Annotated in this window: 16 protein-coding genes; 11 read left to right on the top strand and 5 right to left on the bottom strand. The window is 70.2% G+C overall.

The window, feature by feature from the left end; all coding sequences use genetic code 11:
- Nucleotides 1–38 precede the first annotated feature (38 nt).
- The 11 genes from L8M95_RS01440 (at nt 39) to secG (ending at nt 10925) form a co-directional block, all read left to right on the top strand.
- Nucleotides 39–1307, top strand: a complete 1269-nt coding sequence (locus L8M95_RS01440; protein WP_260487576.1) for a bifunctional 3,4-dihydroxy-2-butanone-4-phosphate synthase/GTP cyclohydrolase II — start codon at nt 39–41, stop codon at nt 1305–1307.
- Nucleotides 1304–1780, top strand: a complete 477-nt coding sequence (ribH, locus tag L8M95_RS01435; RefSeq protein WP_260487575.1) for a 6,7-dimethyl-8-ribityllumazine synthase — start codon at nt 1304–1306, stop codon at nt 1778–1780. The genes L8M95_RS01440 and ribH overlap by 4 nt, the downstream gene beginning before the upstream one ends.
- Entirely contained in the window at nt 1777–2250 is a 474-nt protein-coding gene (locus L8M95_RS01430) for a PH domain-containing protein (RefSeq protein WP_260487574.1), read from the top strand. Before ribH ends, L8M95_RS01430 begins: the two co-directional genes overlap by 4 nt.
- A 6-nt stretch (nt 2251–2256) precedes the next feature.
- The gene (gene uvrC / locus L8M95_RS01425) at nt 2257–4323 is read left to right on the top strand and encodes an excinuclease ABC subunit UvrC (protein WP_260487573.1); all 2067 of its coding nucleotides are present in this window, start codon (nt 2257–2259) and stop codon (nt 4321–4323) included.
- Nucleotides 4324–4327: 4 nt separating this feature from the next.
- A complete protein-coding gene (gene rapZ, locus L8M95_RS01420) occupies nt 4328–5218 on the top strand; it encodes an RNase adapter RapZ (RefSeq protein WP_260487572.1) in 891 nt (296 codons plus the stop codon).
- A gap of 8 nt (nt 5219–5226) precedes the next feature.
- A complete protein-coding gene (yvcK, locus tag L8M95_RS01415) occupies nt 5227–6231 on the top strand; it encodes a uridine diphosphate-N-acetylglucosamine-binding protein YvcK (protein ID WP_260487571.1) in 1005 nt (334 codons plus the stop codon).
- 37 nt (nt 6232–6268) lie between these two features.
- Nucleotides 6269–7252, top strand: coding sequence for a DNA-binding protein WhiA (gene whiA / locus L8M95_RS01410; RefSeq protein WP_260487570.1), 984 nt, complete (start codon nt 6269–6271; stop codon nt 7250–7252).
- Nucleotides 7253–7371: 119 nt separating this feature from the next.
- Complete coding sequence (gap, locus tag L8M95_RS01405; protein WP_260487569.1) at nt 7372–8388, top strand: type I glyceraldehyde-3-phosphate dehydrogenase; 1017 nt, start codon at nt 7372–7374, stop codon at nt 8386–8388.
- Nucleotides 8389–8533: 145 nt separating this feature from the next.
- Nucleotides 8534–9751: a phosphoglycerate kinase gene (locus L8M95_RS01400; protein ID WP_260487568.1), complete on the top strand. Its 1218-nt coding sequence runs from the start codon at nt 8534–8536 to the stop codon at nt 9749–9751.
- A gap of 28 nt (nt 9752–9779) precedes the next feature.
- The gene (tpiA, locus tag L8M95_RS01395; protein ID WP_260487567.1) at nt 9780–10565 is read left to right on the top strand and encodes a triose-phosphate isomerase; all 786 of its coding nucleotides are present in this window, start codon (nt 9780–9782) and stop codon (nt 10563–10565) included.
- A 126-nt stretch (nt 10566–10691) separates the two neighbouring features.
- A complete protein-coding gene (gene secG, locus L8M95_RS01390; protein WP_260487566.1) occupies nt 10692–10925 on the top strand; it encodes a preprotein translocase subunit SecG in 234 nt (77 codons plus the stop codon).
- Between the two features lie 187 nt (nt 10926–11112).
- Here the strand turns inward: secG and pgl are convergent, their stop codons facing one another.
- The 5 genes from pgl to tkt are packed head-to-tail and all read right to left on the bottom strand — an operon-like array spanning nt 11113 to nt 17591.
- On the bottom strand, nt 11113–11835 hold the full coding sequence (gene pgl, locus L8M95_RS01385; RefSeq protein WP_260487565.1) for a 6-phosphogluconolactonase: 723 nt from the start codon (nt 11833–11835) through the stop codon (nt 11113–11115).
- A gap of 47 nt (nt 11836–11882) precedes the next feature.
- On the bottom strand, nt 11883–12803 hold the full coding sequence (locus tag L8M95_RS01380; protein ID WP_312027435.1) for a glucose-6-phosphate dehydrogenase assembly protein OpcA: 921 nt from the start codon (nt 12801–12803) through the stop codon (nt 11883–11885).
- Complete coding sequence (gene zwf / locus L8M95_RS01375; RefSeq protein WP_260487563.1) at nt 12800–14380, bottom strand: glucose-6-phosphate dehydrogenase; 1581 nt, start codon at nt 14378–14380, stop codon at nt 12800–12802. Before zwf ends, L8M95_RS01380 begins: the two co-directional genes overlap by 4 nt.
- Nucleotides 14377–15483 (bottom strand): transaldolase, encoded by a 1107-nt coding sequence (gene tal, locus L8M95_RS01370; RefSeq protein ID WP_260487562.1) that lies wholly within the window; start codon nt 15481–15483, stop codon nt 14377–14379. The genes zwf and tal overlap by 4 nt, the downstream gene beginning before the upstream one ends.
- Nucleotides 15480–17591: a transketolase gene (tkt, locus tag L8M95_RS01365; protein WP_260487561.1), complete on the bottom strand. Its 2112-nt coding sequence runs from the start codon at nt 17589–17591 to the stop codon at nt 15480–15482. Before tkt ends, tal begins: the two co-directional genes overlap by 4 nt.
- Nucleotides 17592–17798: the final 207 nt, after the last annotated feature.

The following is a 17798-nucleotide window of genomic DNA, read 5'->3' as shown; positions in this document are numbered from 1 at the left end:
CCCGCCCGGGCCCGCCTGATTGAGGAGAACCCGCAGCAGTGACCACCTTCGACGGCATCGATCGAGCCATCGCCGACATCGCGGCGGGACGGGCCGTGGTGGTGGTGGACAGTGAGGACCGCGAGAACGAGGGCGATCTGATCTTCGCCGCCGAACTCGCCACACCCGAACTCATGGGTTTCCTCGTCCGGTACTCGTCCGGATACGTGTGCGTCGCGCTCGAGGCCGAGGACTGCCTCCGACTGGACCTGCCGCCCATGCGCGCCATCAACGAGGACCGCCACGACACCGCCTACACCGTGACCGTCGACGCGCGCACCGGCGTCTCCACGGGGATCTCGGCCGCCGACCGCGCCCGGACCGCACGTCTGCTCGCCGCCGACGACACCGTGCCCGGTGACTTCACCCGCCCCGGCCACGTGGTGCCCCTGCGCGCCCGTCCCGGCGGCGTGCTCACCCGGCCCGGCCACACCGAATCCGCGGTCGACCTCGCCCGGTTGGCGGGGCTGCGCCCCGCCGGCGTCATCTGCGAGATCGTCTCCGAGGACGACCCCACCACCATGGCGCGCACCCCCGAGCTCCGGCGGTTCGCCGACGAGCACGGGTTGGCGATGATCACCATCGAGGCACTCCAGGCGTGGCGTCGCGCGAACGAGGTCCAGGTGGTGCACGAGGCCGCCGCGCGGATCCCCACCCCGGCCGGCACCATGACCGCCCACGGGTACCGCGACACCCTGCAGGGGGTCGAGCACGTGGCGATGGTCGCGGGTGACATCTCGGGCGACGACCCCGTCTCGGTCCGCATCCACTCCGAGTGCCTGACCGGCGACGTGTTCCATTCGCTGCGCTGCGACTGCGGACCCCAGCTCGACGCCGCGGTCGCCGCGGTCTGCGAGGAGGGTCGCGGGATCGTGCTCTACATGCGTGGACACGAGGGCCGGGGGATCGGCCTGGTGCAGAAGCTGCGCGCCTACCAACTGCAGGACGACGGGCGCGACACGGTGGACGCCAACCTCGACCTGGGGTTGCCCGCGGATGCCCGCGACTTCAGTCTCGCCGCGCAGATGCTCAGGGACCTCGGCGTGACCCGGGTGCGGCTGATGACCAACAATCCCGCCAAGGCGGACGCGCTGCGTGCCGGTGGGGTCGAGGTCGTGGCCCGGGTGCCCATGCCGACGGCGGTCACTCCCGAGAACCTGCGATACCTGCGTACCAAGCGAGACCGGATGGGTCACCTGCTCGAGGGACTCGACGAGGGGCCCGCCGGCCCGGCCGGCGCCGACGTGGACGGAGAAGATCAGCGATGAGCGGCAGCGGTAGACCCGAGCTCGTGATCCCCGACGCCCGCGGGCTGCGGCTCGGGGTGGTGGCCTCCACCTGGCACCAGGAGATCTGTACCCAGCTGATGGACCGGGCCCTGTCCGTCGCCGAGGCCTCCGGTGCGGTGGTCACCGTGGCGCGCGTGACCGGCGCCGTGGAGCTGCCCGTGGTGGCGCAGGAGCTCGCACGGTCCCATGACGCCGTGGTGGCGTTGGGCGTGGTGATCCGGGGCTCCACCCCGCACTTCGACTACGTCTGCCGGTCGGTGACCGACGGTCTCACCCGCATCGCACTGGACGAGGCCACCCCCGTCGCCCACGGGGTGCTCACCACCGAGAACGAGGGCCAGGCCCGCGACCGCGACGGCCACGAGGGCGCCGCAGAGGACAAGGGGGGAGAGGCCGTGGCCGCCGCGCTCGGCGCCGCGATCGCCCTCCGCAGCCTGAGGACCGGTCGATGAACGAGAGCTGGGATTTCGAACACCGGCCCCGGCGGATGCGCACCACCGCGATCGCGGTGGCGGTGCTCATCGTCATCGTCCACGTGGTGTGGGCGGTCATCCTCGTCCGCGGTGACACCGGGGTGACGATCGGGGTCGCCGACCAGCTGGCCTTCGTCGTGATCGGCTTCATCTTCGCCGGCGTCCTGCTCACCCTCCTGCGGATCCGGGTGCGGGTCGGACAGCAGGGCGTGGAGCTCCGCGGGCCACTGCGCGTCCGGACCTGGGGGTGGGACGACGTCGTGGGGCTGACGTTCCCGCGCTCCAGCTACTGGCCCCGGCTCGAGCTCCCGGCCTACGAACACGCCGGGATCTGGGCCATCCAGACCATCGACGGCCAACACGGGATCGACGGCATGGCGCGCCTGCGCGAGGCCGTGCGAGCCCGCAAGCCCTCGGCCGCCGACCCCGAGACCGTCGCCGACCGCTGACCCGCTGTGGCCGATCCACGTACCTACCGCCCGGCCCCCGGCTCGATTCCGACCGAGCCGGGGGTCTACCGCTTCCGTGACGAGCACGGGCGTGTCATCTACGTCGGCAAGGCCAAGAACCTCCGAAGCCGACTGAGCTCGTACTTCGCCGACCTGTCGCTCCTCCACCCCCGTACCCGACGGATGGTCCTCGCCGCGGCCGGGGTGCAGTGGACGGTCGTGTCCACCGAGGTCGAGGCGCTGCAGCTCGAGTACACCTGGATCAAGAAATACGATCCGCGGTTCAACGTCCGCTACCGCGACGACAAGACCTACCCGATGCTGGCGGTCACCGTGGGCGAGGAGTTCCCCAGGGCGTTCGTCTACCGGGGGCCCCGGCGACCGGGTACCCGCTACTTCGGCCCCTACTCACACGCGTGGGCCATCCGCGACACCCTCGACACGCTGCAGCGGGTGTTCCCCGTGCGCTCCTGTTCGGCCGGCGTGTTCAAGCGTCAGGCCCAGCTCGGCAGGCCCTGCCTGCTGGGGTACATCGACAAGTGCGCCGCCCCCTGCATAGGCCGGGTGACCCCGGACGAACACCGTGTGATCGTGGGCGAGCTCATCGACTTCCTGGCCGGGCGCACCGATGCGATCATGCGCCGCATCGAGAAGCGGATGCTCGAGGCCTCCGCGGACCTCGACTTCGAGCGCGCCGCGCGCCTCCGGGACGACCTCGGTGCCATGCGGCGTGCGATGGAGAAGCAGGCGGTCGTGCTGGGCGACGGCACCGACGCCGACGTGGTGGGCGTCGAGGTCGACGAACTCCAGGTCTCCGTCCAGGTGTTCCACGTCCGCGGAGGGCGGATCCGCGGCCAGCGCGGATGGGTCGTCGAGCACGCCCACGGGGTGGACGAGGACGGCGAGTTCGACGCGACCCGGGCCGTCCCCGGGGTCGTCTCCGACTACCTCGCCCAGTTCTACGGGGGAGAGGCCGATCTGGCCGAAGCCGCCGAATCCGGGGACATCGCAGCCGCGGTGCCACGGGAGGTCTTGGTCCCCGCCCTGCCCGAGGACTCGGACGAGCTCGCGGACTGGCTCTCGGGCCTCCGCGGCTCCCGTGTCTCGCTGCGGGTGCCCCAGCGCGGCGACAAGCGGGCCCTGGCCGAGACGGTCCACCGCAACGCCGTCGAGGCCCTGACCCAGCACAAACTCCGGCGCAGCGGCGACCTCACCGCCCGCTCCGCCGCACTCCAGGAGATCCAGGAGACTCTCGAGCTGGACTCGGCACCCCTGCGCATCGAGTGCGTGGACATCTCCCACACCCAGGGCACCGACGTCATGGCCTCCCTCGTGGTGTTCGAGGACGGGATCCCGCGCAAGAGCGACTACCGGCTCTACCGCATCCGGGACGCCGCCGGCGACGGCCACTCCGACGACGTCGGCAGCATCGCCGAGGTCACCCGCCGTCGCTTCCGACGCCACCACGAGGACCCGGCCGTCACGCCGGACGAGACCGACGGCCCGGTCGACGACGTCGGAGCCCGGGACACGGCGCCCGCCACCCGCCGGTTCGCCTACCCACCGCAGCTCTTCGTGGTCGACGGTGGCCGACCGCAGGTCGAGGCCGCCGCCGAGGTCCTGTCCGAGCTCGGTGTGACCGACGTGCCGGTGATCGGGATCGCCAAACGACTCGAGGAGATCTGGCTGCCCGGGGAGGAGTACCCCGTGATCTTCCCGCGCCACGGTGAGGGGCTGTTCCTGCTCCAGCGGTTGCGCGACGAGGCCCACAGGTTCGCCATCCGGGCCCACCGGGGCGCCCGGTCCAAGCGGATGACGGCGTCGGTGCTCGACGATGTCCCGGGCCTCGGCCCGTCCCGACGGGCCGCGCTGGTGGAGAAGTTCCCGACCGTGTCCGCACTGCGCGCCGCGAGCATCGACGACCTGTGCGCGGTACCCGGGATCGGTCCGGGGGTCGCGGCCGCGATCCACTCGACGCTCGGCACCGACACCGGGCCCGGGGACGCGGCCGCCACCGACGTGGAAGACTCGGACGGGCAAGCCGACCGGGCACAGACCGACGACACGAGGTGACACGATGGACGCAGGTGACGACGACGGCCACGGCGAGCGAGGGCGCGAGCTCCTGCTGATCAGCGGTATGTCCGGGGCGGGGAAGGGCACCGCATCCAAGGTCCTCGAGGAGTTCGGCTGGTACGTCGTCGACAACCTCCCGCTGGCGTTCGTGGGAGAACTGCTCGCCCGGTTCGGGGAATCCGACGACGAGCCCCTCCGCCTCGCCATCGTCACCGATACCCGCAGCCTCGGGTTCGACGAGCACCTCGGGGACCTCCTCGCGCTGATCGACGACCGTCCGCAGGCGCGGATCCTCTTCCTCGAGGCCTCGGACGAGGCACTGGTCAGCAGGTTCAACAACGTGCGCCGCTCCCACCCCCTGCAATCCGGTGGCGGGTTGATCGACGGCATCACCCGTGAACGCAAGATCCTCGAGGGACTACGCGGGCGTGCCGACGTCGTGGTGGACACCTCATCCCTGAGCGTGCACGACCTGCGCCACCGACTGGAGACCCCCTTCGGCGACCTCGGGTTCGACTTCCACCTCACCGTGGAGTCGTTCGGGTTCAAGTACGGCGTCCCCGTGGACGTCGACATGCTGCTGGACATGCGGTTCCTCCCCAACCCGCACTGGATACCCGAGCTCCAGCCGCACACGGGGCGGGACAAGCCCGTCCAGGACTACGTCCTCGCCGACGAGTCGATCGAGGAATACCTCCGCGCCGCGGTCTCGATGATCCGGCTGGCGATGACCGGGTACCGACGCGAGGGCAAGCGGTACATGACGATCGCGGTCGGATGCACCGGGGGCAAACACCGGAGCGTGGCGATCTCCGAGTCGCTCGCCGGCCGACTGACCGGCCTCGACGCGGTCGAGGTCCACGTCCGTCACCGCGACCTCGGGCGGGAGTGAGGCCGGACATGACCGACAACACCGACAGCACCGACACCGCCGACACCGCCGACACCGGCAGCATCCCGTCCGTCGTCGCCCTCGGCGGCGGTCACGGCCTGTCCGCGACCCTCCGCGCAGCCCGCCTCGTCGCCGACCACGTCACGGCGGTCGTGACGGTCGCGGACGACGGCGGTTCCTCCGGTCGGCTACGTCGCGAGCTGGGGATCCTCCCACCGGGGGACCTGCGGATGGCCTTGTGCGCCCTCGCCTCCGAGGAGGACGACAACGCGCTCCTGACGAGGCTCTTCCAACACCGCTACGGGGGCACGGGCGCACTGGCCGGGCACGCGGTGGGCAACCTCGTCTTCGCCGGCCTGTGGGAGCTGCTGGGTGACCCCATCGAGGCGCTCGACGCCGTCGGATCGATGCTCGGCGTCACCGGCCGCGTGCTCCCGATGTCCCCGGTCGCCCTCGACATCGCGGCCGAGGTCGTCGGACTGGAGGCGGACCCCCGTGTGGTCCGGACGATCATCGGACAGGTCGCCGTCGCGACGACCCCGGGCAGCGTCCGCCGGGTCACCCTCATCCCGGACGGTCCGCCCGCCGCGGAGGGCGTGGTCGGCGCGATCACCGGGGCCGACCTCGTGGTGCTCGGCCCCGGGTCGTGGTTCACCAGCGTGATCCCCAACGTGCTCGTGCCCGAGATCGCGTCCGCCCTCAAGCGGACGACGGCGACGAAGGCTCTCGTGCTCAACCTCGCGCCGCAGCCGGGGGAGACCGCCGGCTTCTCCGCCGAGCAGCATCTCCACGTGCTGCGTCAGCATGCGCCCGAAGTTGACTTCGACGTCCTGCTCGTGGACCCCAGGATGCCGCTGAGCGCCACCGAACGCGCGCATCTCGACCGGGCGGCGGCGGGACTCGGGGCACGGGTGATGACCGCGGAGATCGCCAGGACCGCTGCGGATGGGACCATGAGGCCTGTCCACGACCCCGCACTGCTCGCCTCGGCACTCGCCGACTCGGTGCGATGAGGAACGGGACGATGAGCCGAGAACGAAGGAGCAGGGCGTGTCACTGACCGCACAGGTCAAGTCCGAACTGGTGAGGGTTCCCGTGGGGAACACCGAGACCAGGAAGGCCGAGGTGGCCGCGCTGCTGAGGTTCGCCGGCACCCTCCAGGTCCTGTCCAACCGACTCGTGATCGAGGCCGAGGTGGACTCGGGGGAGATCGCGGATCGTCTCGCCGGGGAACTCGACGCACTGTTCTCCGTCCCGTGCGAGATCCACCCGATCGGGGGCTCGGGCGGGCGACCGGCCCGAAAGTTCGTCCTGCGGGTCATCGACCGGGGTGCGGATCTGGCCCGCCAACTCGGGTTGGTCGACAACTCGGGCCGGACGGTCCGCGGGCTCCCCGCCGCGGTCGTCGGCGGCTCCGTCGCCGCCGCCGAGGCTGCGTGGCGGGGCGCGTTCCTCGCCCACGGGTCGCTGACCAAGCCCGGTCGATCGTCCGCGCTGGAGGTCACCGCGCCGGGGGCGGAGGCCGCGATGGCGCTCGTGGGCGCCGCACGGCGTCTCGGTGTGACCGCCAAGGCCCGCGAGGTCCGCGGCGGGGACCGGGTCGTGATCCGCGACGGCGAGGCGATCGGGGTCCTCCTCGCCCGACTGGGCGCCACCTCCACCAGGGACATCTGGGAGGAGCGCCGATCCCGGGGGGAGGTCCGCGCCACGGCCAACCGGCTCGCCAACTTCGACGACGCGAACCTGCGCAGGTCGGCCCGGGCCGCCGTGGCAGCGGCCGCCCGCGTCCAGCGCGCCCTGGAGATCCTCGCCGAGGACGTCCCCGATCACCTGCTCGCTGCGGGTGAACTCCGCGTCCAGCACCGCCAGTCCTCGCTCGAGGAGCTCGGCCAGCTCGCGGACCCGCCCATGACCAAGGACGCGGTCGCCGGCCGGATCAGGAGGCTCCTGTCCATGGCGGACCGGAAGGCCGCCGATCTCGGAATCCCCGACACCGAGTCCGTCGTCACCGAGGACATGCTCGACGAAGGCTGATCCACCCCCGAGCACCCTGCACGGGCGCGGTCCGCGGCGGGTAGTCTGGATCACGTCCCGGGCTCCACCCGGCCCTGGTGACGTAAAGCGTTCTCGCACCACCAATAAGGAGACAACACGTGACCGTGCGCGTAGGCATCAACGGATTCGGACGTATCGGCCGCAACTTCTACCGCGCGGTGGAGGCTCTCAAGGCCGAGGGCAAGACGGACATCGAGATCGTGGCCGTCAATGACCTGACCACGAACGACATGCTCGCTCACCTGCTCAAGTACGACTCGATCCTGGGTCGTCTGGGCAAGGACGTCACGTTCGACGACTCGTCGATCACCGTCGGTGGTGTGAAGATCGGCGCCCTCGCCGTCAAGGAGGGTCCCGCGTCCGTGCCGTGGGGCGACTACGGGGTCGACGTCGTCGTCGAGTCCACCGGCATCTTCACCGATGCGGAGAAGGCCAAGGGCCACCTCGAGGGCGGCGCCAAGAAGGTCATCATCTCGGCGCCGGCCAAGAACGAGGACATCACCGTCGTCATGGGCGTCAACGACCACGAGTACGACGGTTCGCAGACGATCATCTCCAACGCCTCCTGCACCACCAACTGCCTCGCCCCGGTCGCCAAGGTGCTCTCGGACGAGTTCGGGATCGTCAAGGGCCTCATGACCACGATCCACGCCTACACGCAGGACCAGAACCTCCAGGACGCGCCCCACAGCGACATGCGTCGTGCCCGCGCCGCCGGCATCAACATGGTGCCCACCTCGACCGGTGCCGCCAAGGCCGTCGCGCTCGTCCTCCCGGAGCTCAAGGGCAAGTTCGACGGGTACGCCGTGCGCGTCCCGCTGCCCACCGGTTCGCTCACCGACCTCACGGTCGAGCTCGAGAAGAAGGCCTCGGTCGACGAGGTCAACGCCGCGATCAAGGCCGCCGCCGAGGGTCCGATGAAGGGAATCCTGAAGTACACCGAGGACCCGATCGTCTCCTCCGACATCGTCGGTGACCCGCACTCGTCCATCTTCGACGCGCCGCTGACCAAGGCGATCGACGGCCAGATCAAGATCGCCTCCTGGTACGACAACGAGTGGGGTTACTCCAACCGCCTCGCCGACATCATCGGCCTGGTCGGCAAGTCCCTCTGAGAACTCTCGGGACTTTCATCCCCAGTACGACGATCCGGGCCCGGTCCGGGAACGCCCACAGCGTCCCGACCGGGCCCGGAGCACATAGTCCGGTACCGCGTACCACCCACCATCACCACCGTTCTTCCGACAGGAGTCCCACCACATGGCCGTGAGCACGCTCAACGACCTGCTCGACGCCGGCGTAGAGGGCCGCAAGATCCTCGTCCGCTGCGACCTCAACGTCCCGCTCGACGGCACGACCATCACCGATGCGGGCCGTATCACGGCCTCGCTGCCCACGCTCAACGCCCTGCTGGACGCCGGCGCGGCGCTGGTGATCACGGCGCATCTCGGCCGTCCGAAGGGGCAGGCCGATCCCGAGTTCTCACTCGCCCCTGTGGCCGAGAAGCTGGGTGACGAGCTCGGACGCTACGTCCAGCTCGCCGGAGACGTGGTGGGTCCGGATGCCCGCGAGCGCGCCAACGGTCTGACCGACGGCGACGTCCTCCTCGTGGAGAACGTGCGGTTCGACGCACGCGAGACGAGCAAGGACGAGGCGGAGCGGGCCGAGTTCGCCGCCGAACTGGCGAGCCTCGTGGGCGAGGACGGGGCCTTCGTGTCGAACGGCTTCGGGGTGGTCCACCGTGCCCAGGCGTCCGTGTACGACGTCGCCAAGGTCCTCCCGGCCTACGCCGGGGACCTCGTCCGGAGCGAGGTCGAGGTCCTCGCGAACCTCAGCGGTGACCCCGAGCACCCCTATGCGGTCGTGTTGGGCGGGTCCAAGGTGTCCGACAAGCTCGCCGTGATCGAAGCCCTGGCGCCCAAGGTCGACAGCCTCGTCATCGGTGGCGGTATGTGCTTCACCTTCCTCGCCGCCCAGGGTCACGGGGTCGGCTCCTCCCTGCTGCAGGAGGAGATGATCGACACCTGTAAGGATCTGCTCGCCAAGTTCGGGGACGTCATCAGCCTGCCCGTGGACGTGGTGGCCGCCGATGGTTTCGCCGCCGACGCGCCGCACACCACGGTCGCCGCCGACGCCATCCCCGAGGGGAAGATGGGCCTGGACATCGGTCCCGAGTCGGTGAAGGCATTCAGCGAGACGCTCTCCACCGCCAAGACCGTCTTCTGGAACGGCCCCATGGGCGTGTTCGAGTTCGAGGCGTTCTCCGCCGGGACACGAGGGGTCGCGGAGGCCATCATCACCGCGACGAAGAACGGCGCGTTCTCGGTCGTCGGCGGCGGCGATTCCGCCGCGGCCGTCCGCACTCTGGGTCTGGGCGAGGAGAACTTCTCGCACATCTCCACCGGTGGCGGGGCCTCGCTGGAGTACCTGGAGGGCAAGGAGCTGCCCGGCGTCACCGCCCTCGAGCGCAGCAACTGATCCGGACCCCGAGACCACAGGAGAGAACATGGCACGCACCCCGCTCATCGCCGGCAACTGGAAGATGAACCTCAACCACCTCGAGGCCATCGCACTCGTGCAGAAGGTCGCCTTCGCACTCCCGGACAAGTACCTGGAGAAGGTGGACGTGGCCTTCATCGCCCCGTTCACGGACATCCGCGGTGTCCAGATCGTCATCGAGGGCGACAAGCTCGGTTTCGCCTACGGCGCCCAGGACGTCTCCGTCCACGAGTCCGGTGCCTACACCGGCGAGATCTCGGCGGCGATGCTGGCCAAGCTCGGCTGCACCTATGTCGTCGTGGGCCATTCCGAGCGGCGGGACTACCACTCGGAGACCGACGAGCTCGTGGCCGCCAAGGCCGCCGCCTGCCACAAGCACGGGTTGACGCCGATCGTCTGCGTCGGTGAGAAGCTTGAGGTGCGCGAGGCCGGGGACCACGTCGACTTCGTCGTGAACCAGCTCAAGGGTTCCCTGGCGGGTCTGACCAGGGACCAGCTGGCCTCGACCGTGATCGCCTACGAGCCCGTGTGGGCGATCGGGACCGGCAAGACCGCCTCCGCGGCCGACGCCCAGGAGGTCTGTGCCGCCATCCGTTCGGCGCTCGCCGATCTCGCGGACGACGCGACCGCCGAGCAGATGCGGGTCCTGTACGGCGGCAGCGTCAACGCCGGCACCATCGGCGAACTACTCGAGCAGTCCGACGTCGACGGCGGTCTGGTGGGCGGAGCCTCGCTCAAGCCGGATGAGTTCGCCCAGCTGTCCGCCATCGCGGCCGGCGGCCCGTTGCCCTGACCCACCCACCCCGGCGCGCCCGGCCCGGCCGGGTCGGGCGCGCCGGGATTCGCCGCGGACACCCGACCGGGTAGTCTGTAGCGGTCGCACCCGACCGCCCGACCCGACGTGAGGCACGATCCCTACATGAAGCTCGCCCTGGACATCTTCCTCATCATCACCAGCCTGCTGCTGATGCTGTTCATCCTGCTGCACCGCGGCAAGGGTGGTGGCTTGTCCTCGCTGTTCGGCGGCGGCGTCCAGTCCAGCCTCTCCGGGTCCAGCGTCGTCGAGCGGAACCTCGACCGCGTCACCGTGGTCGTCGCGATCCTGTGGGTCATCGCCATCGTGGCGGTCGGCCTCATGGTCCGCTTCGGCTGACCCACCACACTCCGGCGCGACCGAGTCGTCGCCCACACGAGCGGGGTGCCCGCCTTCCGGCAACGGAAGGACAGGCACCCCGTTTCGTCCGTTGAGGACGGAATGGTGCACCCCGGTGTCCGGTCAGCCCAGCATCTGTCTGACGCGCCATATCTCTGACGCACCAACTGTCTAACCCAGCAGCTGTCTAACCCAGCATCGAAGCGGCCGGTCCGTCCAGGTGGTAGGTGGTGGACTCCATGCCGACGGCGCCGGCGACCGGCCAGTCCGCGGGATCGGCCCCGCCGAGGCCCTTCGCCACCGCCTCAGCCTTCCCGTCGCCGGCGGCCACGACGATCACGTGCCGCGACCGGCGGACGGCGGGAAGGGTGAAGGTGAGCCGCTCAGGCGGGGGCTTGGGACAGTCACGCACGCCCACCGCGAGCCGCTCGACCTCGGCGATCGCCGGGGAGTGCGGGAAGATCGAGTCGATATGTCCCTCGGGGCCCATACCCAGCAGCGTGACGTCGAACAGCGGTCCATCGCCGGCGGGTAGGTCCACGGCCCGCAGGAATGCCTCGGCTGCGCTATCGACGTCGTCGAACTCGGGGCCGCGCGCCGGCCACCGGTGGATGACGGCACGGTCGCCGATGACGCCGAGCAGAACGGCGTCGAGTTGCCCGTCGTTGCGTTCGGCGTCGTCCACCGGGACGAAGCGTTCGTCACCCAGGAAGACGGTCACGCTGTTCCAGTCGATGTCGGCCCGGGCGAGCGCGGCGGCGGTCTTCACGCCCACCGACCCACCCGTGAGGGACAGGGTCGCATGCCCGGCCACCGCGATCCGGTCGCCTAAATGCCCGGCAGTCGCCAGTGCTGCAGCCTCGGCGAGGGCCTCGGAATCCGGGTGTACGAGATGACGGGTGACTGACATCGGCGCTCCTGTCGTGGGTGTGGTCGGGATCTGACGCGAGCCCCGGCTCAGCGGACGGAGGCCGAGGTGTAGATGACGCGGTCATGGTTCGCCAGGGCATCCGCGTACACGCCGTCGGTGTCCATGCGCCGCAGCTCCTCCGACAGACAGTCGGCGATACTCCGACCGACGAGGGCGACCCGCGTGGGCGCCTGACCGGTGATGCGGAGCTCGGCCGAGGTGGGGCTGATCTGCTCGAGGACGATGGACCCGGATGCCCGCTCGAGGACGACCATCCTCGGCCCGACGGCCCGGAGGACGTCGATGCCGAGACGCGACGCCAGCCAACCACCGGCCAGGTCCACCGAGGCCGCCCGCTCCGGACCGCACACCGTCGCTCCGGTGATGGGTTCGAACGGCGGGCTGTCCAGCGTTGCGGCGAGCAGCGATCGCCAGTGCGTGATGCGCGCCCACGCCAGGTCGGTGTCGCCGGGCGAGTACCCGGCCGCCCGCTTGGCCAGGGCATCGGTCGGGTGCCCCTCCGCGTCGGAGTCGACGATCCGACGCCTCGCGAGTCTGCCCACCCTGTCCTCGGACAGCAGCGTGGGGGAGTGGCGGGGCCACCACACGGCGAGTGGCGTGTCCGGCAACAGCAACGGGGTCACCAGGGACGCAGACTGGGACGCCATCGCGCCGGAGGTGCGCAGCACGACGACCTCTGCCGCGCCGGCGTCGCCCCCGACGCGGATCTGACCGTCGAGCCTGTCCGCGTCCGCGCGGCGACCGCGGATCACGACGATGACCCGGCACGGGTGTTCCCGGCTGGCCTCGTTGGCCGCCTCGATCGCGGACTCACTGCCGCGGACATGATCGGTGATCACGATCAGTGTCAGGACCCGTCCGATGGTGCTCAACCCGGCGTCCTCGCGGATCTGCACGAGCTTCTTGGCGATCTCCCGCGTCGAGGTGTCGGGTAGGTCGATGATCACGGTCGCCTCCATGTGCGGCCACTGCGGGCCAGTATCTCGTCGGCGCCCCTCGGCCCCCAGGTACCCGCCTGGTACTGCTCGGGGGTCCCGTCCGATTCCCACTCCTGCAGGACGGGGTCCAGCAGTTGCCAGCTCAGTTCGACTTCGCGGGAGACCGGGAAGAGCGAGGGCTCTCCGAGGAGGACGTCCAGGATGAGACGCTCGTACGCCTCGGGGGAGGACTCGGTGAACGCCTCGCCGTAGGCGAAGTCCATGTTGACGTCCCGGACCTCCATCGCGGTGCCGGGGACCTTGGAACCGAAGCGCAGGGTGACACCCTCGTCTGGTTGGACCCGGATGACCAGGGCGTTCTGGCCGAGCTCCTGCGTCATGGTCGCGTCGAACGGCAGGTGCGGAGCGCGGCGGAAGACTACGGCGATCTCCGTGACGCGCCGTCCCAGACGCTTACCGGTGCGGAGGTAGAACGGGACTCCCGCCCAGCGCCGGTTGTGGACCTCGAGGGTGATCGCGGCATAGGTCTCGGTGGTCGAGGAGGGGTCGTACCCCTCTTCGTCCTTCAGCCCCACGACCTGTTCGGATCCCTGCCAACCCCCCGCGTACTGACCTCGCGCGGCCGTCTCGGCTATCGGCAGCGCCAGCGAGGTCGACTCGAGGACCTTGGTTTTCTCCGCCCGCAGAGCGGCAGCGGAGAAGTCTGTCGGTTCCTCCATCGCGATAAGCGCCATCAACTGGATGAGGTGGTTCTGGATGACGTCCCGCGCGGCGCCGATGCCGTCGTAGTAGCCGGCCCGGCCACCCAGACCGATGTCCTCGGCCATGGTGATCTGGACGTGGTCGACGTGGTTCGCGTTCCACACCGGCTCGAAGAGTTGGTTGGCGAAACGCAATGCGAGGATGTTCTGGACGGTCTCCTTGCCCAGATAGTGATCGATGCGGAACACCGAGTCCTCGGGGAACACCGCACCCACCACGGCGTTGAGCTCGCGCGCGCTGGCCAGGTCGTGTCCGAAGGGCTTCTCGATGACGACCCGGCGCCAGGATCCCTCCGGACCGCGGGTGCACCCGGTGCGATCGAGGTGCCGGCAGACGGTCGGGAAGTCGTCCGGGGGGATGGACAGGTAGAACGCGTAGTTGCCGGCGGTCCCACGTTCGGCCTCCAGGGCCTCCAGCTGGGCCGCGAGGCGATCGAAGCCCTCGTCGTCGTCGAAGGTCCCGGTGACGAACCTCAGCCCGGCGGCGAGCTGCTCCCACACGTCCTCTCGGAACGGGGTACGGCACCGTTCCCGGGCCTGTTCGCGTGCGAACGCGGCGAACTCGTCGTGCGCCCACTTCCGACGTCCGAACCCGATCAGGGAGAAACCCGGCGGGAGCAGACCACGGTTGGCCAGGTCGTAGATCGCCGGGATGAGCTTCTTCTTGGACAGGTCACCGGTGACGCCGAAGATCACGAGGCCGGACGGCCCCGCGATCCGGGGGAGCCGACGGTCCCGCGGGTCGCGGAGAGGATTGGACCATCCCTCCGGCGCTCCCCCCGGGACCTCGTCGACCCGTGTGCCCCCGCCGTCGGAGCCGCTCACGACCCGGTCGGGATCTCGTCGATCCGCGCCCGCACGGTGTCCACCAGATCGTCCCAGGCGGTCACGAACTTCTCCACGCCCTGTTGCTCCAGGAGCGCGAAGACCTCCTCCAAGTCCACGCCCTCGGCGCGCACGGCGTCGAGAGTGGCCCGGGACGCCTCGGCGGTGCCGCGGACCGTGTCGCCCTCGACGACGCCGTGGTCCGCGAACGCCTCGATGGTGCCGAACGGCATGGTGTTGACCGTGCCGTGGGTGACCAGACCGGTCACATAGAGGGTGTCCGGGTACGCCGGGTCCTTGACCCCCGTAGAGGCCCACAGGAGACGCTGGGGGCGGGCCCCGCGATCGGCCAACTCACCGAAGCGACCGGCCGGGTCGAAGACCTCGTCGTAGACCTCCTGGCACAGGCGGGCGTTCGCCAGCCCGGCCTGGCCGCGCAGGTCGGACGATCCCGGAAGTCGGGAGTCGATCTCGGTGTCCAGCCGGGAGACGAACACCGACGCCACCGAGTGGATGGCGGACAGGTCGTGCCCTGCTGCGACAGCCTGCTCGAGCCCGGTCAGGTACGCCTCGGCGACCTTGCGGTACTGCGCCGCCGAGAAGATTAAGGTGACGTTGACGTCGATCCCCTTGCCGATGACATCCGTGATGGCCGGCAGGCCCGCGGCGGTGGCGGGGATCTTGATCATGACGTTCGGTCGGTCGACCACCTCGGACAGCTCCACCGCCTGGGTGACGGTTCCCGCGGTGTCGTCCGCGAGACCGGGATCCACCTCGAGGGAGACACGGCCGTCCACCCCGTCGGTCGTCCGGTGGATGTCCGCCAGCACGTCACAGGCGTCGCGGACGTCGGACGTGGTCAGGGCCCGGACGACGGAATCCACGTCGCGATCGGCCCGGACCGCCTCGGCGAGCGCACTCTCGTACGCGGAGGAGTCGGCCAGTGCCGACTGGAAGATCGCGGGGTTGGTCGTCACGCCGACGATCGAGTACGCGGACATCCGCTTCTCGAGCTCGCCGGAGGCCAGGAGCTGCCGCGACAGGTCGTCGAGCCACACGGAGACGCCGGAGGCGCTCAGGGCGGCGAGATTGGCGTTGGTCATGATGCCTCCCCTCGGGCGGCCGCGAGGGACTCGCGGGCCGCGGAGACCACCGCATCGGCGGTGATCCCGAACTCGGTGAACAGGGTCTGGTAGGGCGCGGAGGCGCCGAAGTGCTCGAGCGAGACGGCCCGACCGGCGTCCCCGATGAACCGGTGCCACGGCATGGCGATGCCGGCCTCGACGCTCACCCGGGCACGGACGGAGCGGGGGAGCACCGACTCGCGGTACCCGGCGTCCTGCTGATCGAAGAACTCGACGCACGGCATGGAGACCACCCGGGTCGGCACCCCCTCCGCCTCGAGGACCTCACGTGCCCGGACGGCCAGCTGCACCTCGGACCCGGTGCCCATGAGGATCACCTCGGGAGTGCCCGTCGACGCCTCGGCGAGGACGTATCCGCCGCGCTCCACGCCCTCGCGGGCGAGTTCCTTGGTGCCCTCGAGAACGGGGACGTCCTGACGGGTCAGGCACAGGCCCTTGGGCCCGTCGAGCGCCTCCAGCATGGCGCGCCACGCCGCCGCGGTCTCGTTGGCATCGGCCGGGCGGAGGATCGCCAACCCGGGGATGGCGCGCAGGGCGGCCAGCTGCTCGACCGGCTGATGGGTGGGGCCGTCCTCGCCCAGACCGATCGAGTCGTGCGTCCACACGTAGTACGCGTTGCTGCCCTGCAGTGCGGCCAGCCGGACTGCCGGACGCATGTACTCACTGAAGATCAGGAAGGTCCCGCCGTAGGGCCGGGTGGGGCCGTGCAGCGCGATTCCGTTGAGGATCGCCCCCATCGCGTGCTCGCGGACACCGAAGTGCAGGTTCCGGCCGTAGGGCGACGCGGTCCACGTGTCGGTGGAGATGGTCGACGGGCCGAAGGAGTCCGCACCCTTGATGGGTGTGTTGTTGGACCCCGCCAGGTCCGCGGAACCGCCCCACAGTTCGGGCAGGGCCGCACCCAGGGCCTGGATCGCCTCCGCCGAGGCCTTGCGCGTGGCGACACCCTTGGCATCGGCGTCCCAGGTCGGGAGCCCGGCGTCCCAGCCCTCGGGGAGCTTGCCCGAGTAGAGACGGTCGAACAGCGCCTTCCGCTCCGGGTTCGCCTCCGCCCAGGCGTGGAACATGTCGCTCCACTGCGCGTGGACGCGGGCACCCCGGTCGCGGGCGGCCCGCGTGTGGGCGATCACCTCGTCCTCGACCGTGAACGGATCGGTACCGCCCATACCGAGCGCCTCCTTGACCGCGTCGACCTCGTCCTGGCCGAGCGCCGCGCCGTGAGAGGCACCGGTGTTCATCATCGTGGGAGCCGGGTAGGCGATGATCGTGCGCAGCACGATGAGAGACGGCTTGTCGGTGACCGCGCGCGCATCGGCGATCGCCTCCTCGATGGCGGCGACGTCCTCGCCGCCGTTCACCGTCTGCACATGCCAGCCGTACGCCTCGTAGCGTGCCGCGACGTCCTCGTTGAAGGCGATCTTCGTGTCGTCCTCGATCGAGATCTCGTTGTCGTCGTAGATCGCGATGAGGTTGCCGAGCTGCTGGGTGCCGGCGAGGGAGGACGCCTCGGCGGTGACGCCTTCCTGGATGTCCCCGTCGGAGGCGATCACGTAGATGAAGTGGTCGAACGGACTCTTGCCCGACGGGGTCTCCGGATCGAACAGACCGCGCTCGTAGCGTGCGGCCATCGCCATGCCGACCGCGGAGGCCAGTCCCTGACCGAGCGGGCCGGTCGTGATCTCCACGCCGTCGGTGTGACGCCACTCCGGGTGTCCGGGGGTCTTGGACCCCCAGGTCCGCAGCGCCTTGAGGTCGTCCAGCTCCAGACCGAAGCCGGCGAGGTACAGCTGGATGTACTGGGTGAGGGAGGTGTGCCCACAGGACAGGACGAAGCGGTCCCGGCCGACCCACGTGGGGTTGGTGGGGTCGTGCCGCATGATGCGCTGGTAGAGCGTGTACGCGAGCGGCGCGAGACTCATCGCGGTGCCCGGGTGGCCGCTGCCGCACTTCTGCACGGCCTCCGCGGCGAGGACCCTCGCGGTGTCCACGGCGCGGGTGTCGAGTTCGGTCCAGTCGGACGGGTGGCGTGCAGTGGTGAGCTCGGTGATCTCCGACGCGCTGGTCACTTGTGGTTCTCCCGGGTCTGAGGGTGCGGCGCGGATCCGCGCGTATGTCGTGAACCACCTTAGTGGTCGCGGGCGCGGCGGGGCGTACGGTCCCCGCCCCCGCTCTTTCGCGGACCGCGCAGGGGGGACGTAGTATCGGCGCAGTAGTGCGTTGACGTCTGCTGCGAGGAGTTCCGGTGCACGATTCCACCCCGACCCGGAGTGGGG

The sequence above is a fragment of the Dietzia sp. B32 genome, from assembly GCF_024732245.1.
Lineage (GTDB): Bacteria > Actinomycetota > Actinomycetes > Mycobacteriales > Mycobacteriaceae > Dietzia.
The sequence above is the reverse complement of the archived record's forward strand: the minus strand, read 5'-3'. Positions and strand labels throughout refer to the sequence as shown.